Below are 11,611 nucleotides of genomic sequence, written 5' to 3' on the forward strand. Positions count from 1 at the left end.
GCTGTATGGCCAGTTTTAATTCGACTTTAGGCTGATACCACACATACCACCTTATAAAGCATAGAGGCCAGCATATATCACTGACATACTGGCCCAGTGCAGAGATGCCTTAGTAGAGCAAGGTGTATAATTTGCGGCGATATTGATTGGCCACGGCATGCCCTTGACCCAGTGCGGTAAGGATCTCCATGAAAAGCTGCTTAATCTCACCCTGGTGAGCCTGCAGATCTGTCTTTAATACCAGATAGAGTCGCTCGAGCGCCTCCTCGTCACGCTTGGCACTGTGTAGCGCCTTGGCAAGTGACAAGAGCTTGGCATAATCGCTGGGATTTTGTTCAACCTCTTCCAGCAGGCCCCTTATCTCGGGCGTATCGGCGGCGTCCAGCGCCAGCGAAAGCTTCGCCTTGAGGCTCTGATAGTAGGCGTCTTGGTCGGCGAGACCTATAGCGTCAAGCAGCACCTTGGCCTGATTGATGTCGGCAACGGCGAGCAGCGCATCGGCATATACCAAAGAGACTTCTGCCGTCTGACACTCCTGATAGGCTTGTTTTAACAGTGGCAGTGCCCCTTCGGCATCGCCCTGAGCAAGTTGTACCTTGGCTTGATTAAGGGCGACTTGCCAAGCCTTGGGCAGATGCTGGTCGAGTAACGCCTCGATCTGCGCCGCCTCCTGCAGGCCGGCAAAGCCATCGACCGGTTTACCCTCTTTTAATACCAAAGTGGTCGGCAGGCTCTGGATCTGAAAATAGTTGGCTATCTCCATCTCCTGATCGCAGTTGACCTTGGCCAGTACGAAACGCCCCTGCGCCGCGATCTGGGTCAGCGTCTGCATCAGCTGCAGGCTCTCTGGGCTCTGCTGGCTCCAGAAGGCCATGACAACCACCTGCTGCATGGAGGCGTCGACCACCAGCTGAATGTTTTCTTTAGTTAAATCCAATACCGAATCCATAATGTCTCTTTACCTGAGAGTGCTCTTTACTTTAAGAGTGTCTCTTTATCTGAGAGCGCATGCCTCATTTACTGAGTTAGCGATAAGTAGATAACATAAGAGGCAGTCAAACTGCCTCTTACTTACTCTAGCTTAGATTTATTTTAAGCTGGCTAACAACATCTTGTTCATCAGTTTGATGAAGGCAGACGGGTCGGCCAGGCTGCCTTTCTCAGACAGTTGTGCCTGCTGCAGCAAGAGCTCGGCCCACTGACCAAATAGCGCTTCATCTTGCTCGCTATCCAGACGCTTCACCAGTGGATGCTCGGGGTTGAGCTCAAACACAGGCTTGCTTTCTGGTACGGCCTGACCGGCCGCTTGCATCAGCTTGATCATCTGCGACGACATTTCGCCGGCGCCGGCGACCACACAGGCTGGGGTATCGGTGAGACGACTGGTCACCTTAACCTCGGCCACCTTATCACCCAGAACCTCTTTAACGCGCTTCACTAAACCTTCAGATTCAGTCTCCAGCTTCTCTTGCGCCTCTTTCTCGGCGGCGTCTTCCAGCTCGCCAAGTTCCAGGTCGCCACGGGTCACTGAGTGCAGCTGCTTGCCGCCAAACTCGGTAAGATGGTTGATCAACCATTCGTCGATACGCTCTGACATCAAGAGCACCTCGATGCCTTTCTTACGCAGCAACTCGAGATGCGGGCTGTTAGCCGCCGCTTCATGGCTATCGGCAACGATGTAGTAGATCTTGCTCTGACCTTCCTTCATGCGCTCAACATAGTCGCTCAATGATACGGTATGAGCCGCTTCATTGGTGTGAGTCGAGGCAAAGCGCAGCAGACCGGCGATCTTCTCCTTGTTGGCGAAATCTTCCGCCGGACCTTCTTTCAATACCTGACCAAACTCGGCCCAGAAGGTTTGATACTTCTCGGGATCGTTCTTAGCCAGTTTCTCTAGCATACCTAGCACACGCTTGGTCACAGCTGTGCGCAACGCGGTGGTGATCTTGTTATCTTGCAAAATCTCACGCGATACGTTTAGCGGTAGATCGTTAGAGTCGATAAGACCCTGCACAAAACGCAGGTAGCTCGGCATAAACTGCTCGGCATCGTCCATCACGAATACGCGTTGCACGAAGAGCTTGAGGCCGTGTTTACGGTCACGGTTCCACAGATCCCAAGGTGCCTTCGATGGTATGTACAGCAGGCTGGTGTACTCCTGCTTACCCTCGACACGGTTGTGGCTCCACAGTAGCGGGTCGGTAAAATCATGGGAGATATGCTTATAGAACTCTTGATACTCTTCGTCGCTGACATCGCTCTTGTTGCGGGTCCACAGGGCGGTCGCCTTGTTCATCGCCTGCCAGTGACCTTCGGTCGCAGGAATGGCTTCACCGCCCTCCTCACTCGCTTCCTGGGCTGGCGTGCCTTCTTGCCACATCTCTACCGGTACCGAGATATGATCTGAGTATTTGGTGATGATAGAGCGCAGACGATAATCACTGGCAAACTCTTTCTCTTCTTCGCGAAGGTGTAGGATGATCTCTGTACCGCGACTCTCTTTGACGATATTTTCGACGGTGAATTCGCCTTCACCGGCCGATTCCCACTGCACCGCCTCATCGGCCGCGTGACCGGCGGCGCGAGTGCGCACCGTGACCTTGTCGGCGACGATGAAGGCCGAGTAGAAGCCCACACCAAACTGACCGATCAGCTGTGAGTCTTTAGACTCATCACCCGATAGATTCTTAAAAAATTCCGCGGTGCCAGACTTAGCAATGGTACCCAGGTGTTCGATCACGCCATCGCGTGTCATACCGATACCATTATCTTCGATGGTCACAGTGCCCTTCTCGCTATCGGCACTGACACGCACGCGCAGCTCACCATCGCCTTCATAAAGCTCATCTTTTGTCAGAGCTTCGTAGCGAAGTTTATCGGCCGCATCGGCGGCGTTAGAGACCAATTCACGCAAGAAAATCTCTTTATTAGAATATAAAGAGTGGATCATCAAATTTAGGAGTTGTTTGACTTCTGTTTGAAAGCCATGGGTTTCTTGATGTGACATGGATGTTTCCTTCTCTATTTCACAAAAACGCTTATGGCAATAGAGATGGGGCTGGATTTTGACTTTTCAAGCCAAAAACAAGCAAAGCCGTTTATTTGCTCAAAAAAAATCCAGTTCATGATGAACTGGATTTTATCGATGAGCTTAATAAGCCCTATAACGGGATGCGTCCATTAAAGGAGAGCGCCAGCGTGGTGCTGTCGACATACTCGAGCTCACCGCCCACTGGCACACCGTGAGCGATACGGCTCACCTTGATCTCATGCTGCTTGGCCATATCGGCGATAAAGTGCGCCGTGGCGTCCCCTTCCACCGTCGGATTGGTGGCCAGGATAAGTTCGGTCACCTCACCACTGGCCAGGTGAGTCTCAAGCAGACTCAAGCCCAGCTCGTCCGGCCCCACACCATCGAGCGGTGACAGATGCCCTAAGAGCACAAAATAACGCCCCGAGAAATGACCACCGGCTTCGATCGCCAATACATCGGCGGGCGTCTCGACCACACAGATCAAATCTGAGTTGCCACGACGACTACTGGCGCAGATAGGACACAGACTCTCTTCGGTGAAGGTACGACAGCTGCTGCAGTGCCCCACATCACTCATGGCGCTCGACAGCGCCTGGGCCAGCTTATGACCCGCCTTACGGTCGCGCTCTAACAATTGAAACGCCATGCGCTGTGCCGACTTGGGGCCAACCCCGGGCAAGCAGCGTAGCGACTGGATCAACTCGTCGACCAGGGGACTAAATTTCATCTTTAGAAAGGCATCTTCATGCCAGGTGGCAACTGCATGCCGCCTGTGACTTCTGCCATCTTCTCTTTCTGACTCTCTTCGACACGACGCGCCGCATCGTTGCAAGCTGCCGCGATCAGATCTTCGAGCATCTCTTTGTCATCTTCTAGCAGGCTTGGGTCGATCTCGACCTTACGTACACTGTGAGAGCCTGTCATAGTGACTTTAACAAGACCAGCGCCGGCTTCACCGGTCACTTCCATGCGTGCGATCTCTTCTTGCACCTTAGCCATCTTGTCTTGCATCATCTGGGCCTGTTTCATCAGGTTGCCCATACCGCCTTTTCCAAACATATCGAGTTCTCTTCAATATTAAAAAAACTGGCTAATCTTACTGAATTAGCACCAATAAGCAATCAAAGCTGATCACCAATCTTAAAACTTATGACCTGCGAGCCCTTTCGTCGCACTCAGCGGGCTCATCGCACCAGGCTCATTACAGCTGGCTCGCCGTGAGAGTGCATTACAGCTAACTCACAACACTAATGACTCGTTCTAGCGACAGACTCAGCTGACAACTAACGAGAGTTAAGACTCTTCAATAGCCACAAAGTTCGACTTATCGATAAGTGCTATCGTCTGGCCCCGCTTACCCAGCAGCTCCGGCAGATAACTTAAGCTGTCTGGCTCCATCTCTGCCTGCATCACCTGTGTCAGCCATCGAATGTTCTCATCTTGCAATAACCCCTGATGCGCCAGCTCGAGCAGCTCACGATGAAAACGCTGACGGATCTCTAGCGGCGTCTCGCGCTCAGGCTCGACCCCGACACTAAACGCCACCTGACAGCTGCCGCCTAACGCCTTAGACAAGGCATCTTCGAGCTGCGTGATGGCGCCTGGCGCCGCCAAGTGCTTCTGATTGGGTTTGAGCACCAAAGGCAGTGGCTCACTAAAGGCCTTACATACGGCGTTGACCGCCAGCTGTCTTACCCGGCCGCCGATCTCCAGCGCCGACATCAAGCGGTACCACTTAAGATCCGTATCGTGCCCTGTGATCTCATCGGCCACAAAGGCCACCCGGGTCGTCTGACTGACGGGCTGAGTTACCGCTGAAGATGCAGAAGATTCCTGCGCTGCAGGACTCTGGACGGGATGATTGCCGATAGCAGCGCTTTCATTTGTACCTTGGTCATCCGAGCTTTGGTCCTCCAAACTGAGATCATCCAAGCCTTGTTGAGTCTGAGCAGCGGCATCAGCGCGGGCGTGTGACTCAGATTGAGTATCAACTTGCCCAGCAAGATTAGGCGCTTCATTGCTTGGCGCGATCATCACCTGCTGGCTTGGCTCAGGTGATTCCCAAGGCGGCCTGTCTTCATCATTTAGGTACGCAGTAGGTTTCTGCGCAGAATTATCATTCTGCGTCTCAGGCGCTTTCGTCCCATGCTCAGTCTTCCCAGCCTCAGTCATACCTGCATCAGTCGTCACAGCCGTGTTCGAGACAGCTTCTACGCTCAGGGCTGCTTGCTCTGGCCGTTTGGGCGGCACATAAGGCGCTGCGCCAAACTGATTATCTTCGCCAGCCTGCTGCTCACTACTTGGCTGAGCCTGGTTAGCCCCAGGCTTTTTAGCGCCGACTAGGGGCTTTTTTGATGCGCTCTCCTTAGCCGCGTCCTCCTTAGCCGCATCTTCCTCAAGATCGCTAAGCAGACTCTGACGCGCATTCAGCACGGCGTCGAGCAGATCATCTTCTAACAGGTTGGGCGTGGTTTCTTCACTCGCCGATGCTGTACCGGTGGCCATGCCGCCATGGGGGGCATTTTCACTTACCGGAGCGCTAATAGTCTGGGCACTGTTGTCAGCCTGCGTTGTCGCCTCAGAGGAAGAAATATCGCCAGACGCCGGATTATCCTGTCCCTGCTGATAGGCAAGATAGGCTTCATAGTCGCTTGGGTCGCCAGACTCATCTTCATCTGAGCTGAAATAGAGATCATCGTAAAAACTGCCACTCTCGTCTGCTGACGAACTGGCTTGCTCGGCTATTGAAGCTGTTTGCTCGACGCTTTCTGCAGGCGTTTGAATCTCGCTAGGCAGAGCCGCTTCATCGCCTTGTGCTATCGCAGCACTCGTCGACGCATCCACTTTAGACTCGGCAGATGCTTCGCTTACGGGATTTTTATTTGCCGAGCTTGTTTCTTGCGAGCTCGGCTCAGGACTAGATTCAGGCTCAGGGCTGTGCCCTTGGCTTTGGGCCTGGCTCAAGATCAGCTGCTGCTCGGCAAACAGCTCGAGTGCGCCCTCATCCTCTTCAAGCGCATCCTTTTCTGTCGAATCAGCTTCAACTAAATCCACTGCAACTAAATTCGCTTCAAATGGGCCGTCAGTATCGCTTAACTTGTTCGTGTGCTCTGCAGTTGACGTTTGCGCATCGTCTCGGGACAACATTGCCGCATTTGCTTCACAGCTGGCCTCAACCTTAGCTTTTTCTTCAACCTCGGCTTCCACTTCGATCTGACTATTTGGCACAGACTCAGCAGGTTTCACCGACTTAACTGTTCCATCTGGCCTAGCAGAGGTTGGCGCAACATCTTCACCCTTGCCCTGTTCTGGTAAAAGAGTGTCTGGCAAGAGGATCTCGCTACCTGCCTCGCCCATCCAGCGCTGCACGGGTGCCTCGGGCACAAAGGCGATGGCGCGCAGCAGCGCCATCTCGAGACCGGATTTAGGATCTGGCGCATGGGGCAAATCCTGGCGACCATTTAGCAATAGTTGATAATAGAGCTGTACCTGCTCGGATCTCAGCTGTTTGGCGAAGGCCTTGATCTGCTCGGCATATTGAGATAGCTGAGCGGCACTCGGCGCAAATTGGGTCAAGGTGATCTGATGCAGCAGTTCCAGCAGGCTACGCAGCACCTCATGGGGATCGGCGCCAAAGGATAGCACCTCCCCAGTGACCGTCAGCAACTTGTCGACATCACCATCGCACAGAGCCTTGAGCAAGACGATCACATGATGCTCATCTATGGTCCCCAGCATGGTCTGAACCTGGGCAAGCCTCACCTGACCGGCCCCGAAGGCGATCGCCTGATCCGTTAAGCTCAAGGCATCACGCATACTGCCGTTGGCGGCCTTGGCGAGTAGTTTTACCGCGCCATCGTCATACCCCACCTGCTCCTGAGATAGGATGTGACCAAGCTGCACACAGATCTCATCGAGCGTCAGGCTCTTAAGATTAAATTGCAGACAGCGTGAGAGTACAGTTACCGGCAGACGCTGGGGGTCTGTGGTCGCCAGCAGGAATTTAACATGTTCCGGCGGCTCTTCCAGCGTCTTCAACAGCGCATTGAAGCTGCTACGGGAAAGCATGTGCACTTCATCGATCAGATACACCTTGAAGCGGCCGCGTGTGGGGCGATACTGAACGTTGTCCAGTAACTCGCGGGTGTCGTCGACCTTAGTGCGCGACGCCGCATCCACCTCGATAAGATCCACAAAACGACCCTGGGCGATCTCGACACAGCTGGCACATTGGCCACAGGGCGAGGCCGTTACCCCTTGCTCACAGTTCAGTCCCTTGGCAAATAGCCTGGCCAGACTCGTCTTACCCACCCCTCGGGTACCGGTAAACAGGTAAGCATGATGTAGGCGATTTTGCGATAAGGCATTGGTAAGGGCATGTAGCACATGTGACTGACCGACGACTTGCTCAAATGTTGCAGGCCGCCATTTTCTGGCTAACACCTGATATGACATGAAACTCCCCAAGGTTGGTAACTATTACGAAGCACACTTCATTAATCAGCAAACAATAACATGCCAAGGTCCATCTCGCTAGCAAGCTAAGCGCTTAGCGCGCCTTAATTTATCTTTGTTAAGCCAGCTTGCTTCATGTTTAACCTATCACCCGCTTTGCCAGCCATTTAAAGGCCGATTTCTAAGCCATCTTGAGCCACTCTTTAGTCAGTCTTTAGCGAGTTAACAGGGCAATGCTCGCCTTCTCCCACGCCATCAATCCCATGGGGTAGACAGCAGGTTCACATATCTCATCGGCCTAACATCACAGAGGCCCTGATAGCAAAATGCCGCGGCATAGCCACGGCACTTATATGATCGACATGAGTGATCAATTAGACGGTATTACTCGCCTTCGAACTCACATAGTGTCATCAATGAGAGGCCCATCTCGGCAAGACGATGCTCGCCGCCAAGCTCTGGCAGAGAAATCACAAACGCCGCATGCTCAACCTCGCCGCCTAGCTGACGGATAAGCTTTACTGTCGCTTCGATAGTGCCGCCAGTGGCAAGCAGATCGTCGACCACCAAAACCTTATCGCCCGGCTTAATGGCATCCGTGTGGATCTCCAGCATGTCATGGCCATATTCCAGCTCATAACTCTCAGAGATAGTTTCACGCGGCAGTTTACCTGGCTTACGTACAGGCACGAAACCGACGCCAAGCTCTAACGCCAGAGGCGCGCCGAAAAGGAAACCACGTGCCTCGGTGCCCACCACTTTGGTCACACCAAGATCTTTATAGCGCTCAACAAACAGGGCAATCGTCGCCTGATAGGCCGCTGGGTCTTCCATTAAACTGGTTACATCGCGAAACATGATCCCTGGTTTCGGATAATCTGGAATTGTCTTAATGCTCTGCTTGATCAAGGCTAACTTGTCTGTATTCATTACTACCATCTTTTTCGTTTGAGCCCTTAAAAAGGACAAACTGGCCATAGGGCCAGTTTTGACTAGAATTTTCGGCTAAAGCTTAAGCTCCTTTGGTATGGGTTGCAACAGCGAATGTCACAAAGCTTAACCAAACTCACCGCCAAGGTTCACAACCTAAGTTCACAATCAGTCATCTAATTCGGGAATTTGCCTAAGGTAAAGCAGCAAGCCTGTCAGCATGGCCAGCAGCATCAACTTCACCCACAGCAGCGGCACCAAGATGATACTCACGCTAAAACTTAAACAGGTGGCGATATAGGCCTTGCGCTTCAAGCCGCGGCGAATGGCACGCTCGTTGTGCCAGTTCTGCAGCGCATCGGCAAACCAGGGGTGGGTCATCAGCCAGGCATGGAGACGTTCACTCGAGCGGGCAAAACAGAAGGCCGCTAGCAAGATAAAAGGCACAGTCGGCAAAAGCGGAACGGCGATGCCTAGCAGGCCCAAAAACAGACTGCTAAGGCCTATGAGTAAATAGAAGCCCCGCTTGATGACCATGAATTCCTCGCATAAAAAAACCACTCATAAATGAGTGGTTAGTATACCTGAGTTCGCTCGTTAGGCTAGATGCTTAAGAGATCAGGTTTAGGTGTTTCAACCATGACAGGGTAGCTGGCAGCGTAGGCAACATCATTACCAGCAAGAAACCAAGAAAATAAACAAAATTAAACGGGTCTTTAAACGGCTGACTCATACTTTCCTCACTCATGATTGACAACTTTTATTGATCTAGATCAATTTTCGCCGCCATTATAGAGACAAGCCAGCACGATAGAAAGGACTAATTTGGACAAATTTTATCTCGCGGCGACCACTATCCCCCGCTCGGCCATATCCGCTAGCAGCTGCCTACAGCCTTCCACAATCTGCTGCCTGGGCATCTGCTGGTAGAGCTGGGTTAACCAGTCACACAAGGCCGTAAAGCCCACACCATCTTGTTGACCTATGTAGGCAAGTACCTGAGCGGTAAGCGGATTAAGCTGCAAGAAACACACTTCATCACTGCTATCCCGATAGAGGCAGAAAAAGTTCGGCTGCTCACTGGGCAGCTCGGGACGATAGTCTGGGCTGATGCGCTGCACCTCAAAATGATATTGCGCCACACGGGCGGCCAGGCTTAACGCCAGCGGACGCGCTTCTATGCTTTGTGCATCCAGGCGCTGGGACTGTCTATCATCGGGTGCCGTGGCAACCACCAGCTCCAACCATTCGTAGTGAGCCAGCTCGAGCATGAAGGCCGGGTCTTGCTCGCTCATCTGATATTCGTTTTGCAAGAACAGCAAAAACTCCTGGGCAATCTCGATGAAAATCGGCGTCTGGCAGTCGTGTGTGGCAAAAAACCGCTGAACGAGCGCCTGCCAGGTCTCTTCCTCATACAGGGAGCAGAGCACGGGAAAACCGCTGGCGACAAAGCCCTTCACATTGTTAAAAAACAGCTCGCGATAGATCCCCATGCGTCTGGCATCTGTCCCCTGCGGCAGGGGCGATGAGGGATCTTTGATGTAATCGATGAACGACTGTTGAACTTGGGTAAAACTCATTTAGGCACTCCGGTGACTGGGCTGCAATGCCTGGGCCTGATAGTCGTGTATCCTATTGATCTCTTTTAGCAACTCTGCGGTGGCGGGAATATTAAAGTCGCGCTCGAGCAAGGTTGGAAACACGCCGTGGGTCTGATAGCAAAGCGCTAACAAGCGCCAGACGGGATCGATAACATCGCTGCCATGGGTATCAACCTTAAGATCCTCCGCCTCATCGTAATGACCGGCAATATGCAGGTAGGCGATGCGTTCACAGGGCATGGCCTTCAGGAAGGCCTCGGCATCATATTGATGATTAATCGAATTAACATAGATGTTATTCACATCCAGCAGCAGTCGACAATCCGCCTCTTCCAGCACGGCATTGACAAACTCGCATTCACTCATCTCGCTACCGGGCGCGGCGTAGAAAGAGACATTTTCCAAGATGAAGGGGCGCTCAAGAATGTCCTGAACCTGCTCAATTCGCTTAGCAACATGACGCACCGCCTCATGGGTAAAGGGGATAGGCATCAAGTCATACAGATGGCCCTTGCCCGAGCAGTAACTTAGGTGCTCCGAATAGATATCGATACCATGATGGTCGAGAAAGGTTTTAACCTGCTTAACGAAACGCGTATCTAGGGGCTCCGGACTACCGATAGAGAGCGACAGCCCGTGGCAGAAAAACTTGTGCTTCTCTGTTAACTGCCTAAATTGACGGCCAAATTTACCGCCAAGTGTCATCCAGTTCTCAGGCGCCACCTCGAAAAAATCGATGGCACTTGGAACCGACTGGCAAAACTCATCTAGCATCTCACGGCGCAGGCCTAGACCCACCTTAGCTTGTGTCATCATCACTTCACCTCTAGTGAACAAATTGACGCATTTACCTTATGTAAAAAAAATTAGGCCAGTGAATACTGGCCTAATCGACATGGGCAATTGCCTTAAGGCCGATTACTTGTGGCCACCACACTTGCCTTCTTTGCCTTTCTTCATTCCTTCGCCACACTTGCCCTCTTTGGCCTTCATGTTCTCGCCACACTTACCTTCTTTGGCTTTCATGTTCTCGCCACACTTACCTTCTTTGGCTTTCATGTTCTCGCCGCACTTACCCTCTTTCTGAGCCTTCATCTGGGCGCCGCACTTACCTTCACCACACTTACCTTCTTTGGCGCCTTTCTTCATACCTTCGCCACATTTACCCTCTTTGGCTTTCATGTTCTCGCCGCACTTACCTTCTTTGGCGCCTTTCTTCATGTTCTCGCCGCACTTACCTTCGCCACACTTACCTTCGCCATCGGCGATCTGGTAACCAGCTTGCATTTCACTGTAACCAAACGGATTAGCTTGAGCCTGCGCCGCAAACGCGCTACCAACAAACACAGTGCCTAACGCTACAGCAACAGCAGTATTCTTAACTAATTTCATAATCTCTTCCTTTGTTGATCTCTTATATGCAATGGTTTGCCAACATCAGTGCGTTGCTGGCTCGGATAATATGACCCGGCCCCCTAGCTTTTTATTTCAAAAAACTTATCAGGCATCACATTTATGACCCAAATTATGTGTTAGCGCAAGCATCTAAACAGCAGTAATCGATTGATCTCACGTCTTTATTGACTAAAAA

At 52.1% G+C, this 11,611-nt stretch carries 10 protein-coding genes; all 10 read right to left on the reverse strand.

All coding sequences use genetic code 11. The annotated features are described in order from the left end of the window. Window positions 1-109: 109 nt before the first annotated feature. Window positions 110-949, reverse strand: coding sequence for a tetratricopeptide repeat protein (locus L1D43_RS08865; RefSeq protein WP_239850850.1), 840 nt, complete (start codon window positions 947-949; stop codon window positions 110-112). A gap of 138 nt (window positions 950-1,087) precedes the next feature. Next, complete coding sequence (htpG, locus tag L1D43_RS08870) at window positions 1,088-3,007, reverse strand: molecular chaperone HtpG (protein WP_239850851.1); 1,920 nt, start codon at window positions 3,005-3,007, stop codon at window positions 1,088-1,090. A gap of 154 nt (window positions 3,008-3,161) precedes the next feature. Continuing rightward, window positions 3,162-3,761, reverse strand: coding sequence for a recombination mediator RecR (recR, locus tag L1D43_RS08875; protein WP_239850852.1), 600 nt, complete (start codon window positions 3,759-3,761; stop codon window positions 3,162-3,164). A gap of 2 nt (window positions 3,762-3,763) precedes the next feature. Continuing rightward, the gene (locus L1D43_RS08880) at window positions 3,764-4,093 is read right to left on the reverse strand and encodes a YbaB/EbfC family nucleoid-associated protein (protein ID WP_011866032.1); all 330 of its coding nucleotides are present in this window, start codon (window positions 4,091-4,093) and stop codon (window positions 3,764-3,766) included. Window positions 4,094-4,327: 234 nt separating this feature from the next. Further along, the gene (dnaX, locus tag L1D43_RS08885; protein WP_239850853.1) at window positions 4,328-7,489 is read right to left on the reverse strand and encodes a DNA polymerase III subunit gamma/tau; all 3,162 of its coding nucleotides are present in this window, start codon (window positions 7,487-7,489) and stop codon (window positions 4,328-4,330) included. 384 nt (window positions 7,490-7,873) lie between these two features. Further along, window positions 7,874-8,428, reverse strand: a complete 555-nt coding sequence (apt, locus tag L1D43_RS08890) for an adenine phosphoribosyltransferase (RefSeq protein ID WP_083764354.1) — start codon at window positions 8,426-8,428, stop codon at window positions 7,874-7,876. A 159-nt stretch (window positions 8,429-8,587) separates the two neighbouring features. Beyond that, window positions 8,588-8,956 (reverse strand): YbaN family protein, encoded by a 369-nt coding sequence (locus L1D43_RS08895; RefSeq protein WP_239850854.1) that lies wholly within the window; start codon window positions 8,954-8,956, stop codon window positions 8,588-8,590. A gap of 299 nt (window positions 8,957-9,255) precedes the next feature. Next, window positions 9,256-9,999, reverse strand: coding sequence for a putative DNA-binding domain-containing protein (locus tag L1D43_RS08900; RefSeq protein WP_239850855.1), 744 nt, complete (start codon window positions 9,997-9,999; stop codon window positions 9,256-9,258). Then, complete coding sequence (locus L1D43_RS08905; RefSeq protein WP_239850856.1) at window positions 10,000-10,836, reverse strand: DUF692 domain-containing protein; 837 nt, start codon at window positions 10,834-10,836, stop codon at window positions 10,000-10,002. It lies immediately after the preceding gene. Window positions 10,837-10,938: 102 nt separating this feature from the next. Further along, window positions 10,939-11,412 carry a hypothetical protein gene (locus L1D43_RS08910; protein WP_239850858.1) on the reverse strand — a complete coding sequence of 158 codons (474 nt, stop codon included), beginning with the start codon at window positions 11,410-11,412 and terminating at the stop codon, window positions 10,939-10,941. Window positions 11,413-11,611: the final 199 nt, after the last annotated feature.

The organism is Shewanella sp. Isolate8 (assembly GCF_022398495.1).
Taxonomy (GTDB): domain Bacteria; phylum Pseudomonadota; class Gammaproteobacteria; order Enterobacterales; family Shewanellaceae; genus Shewanella; species Shewanella aquimarina.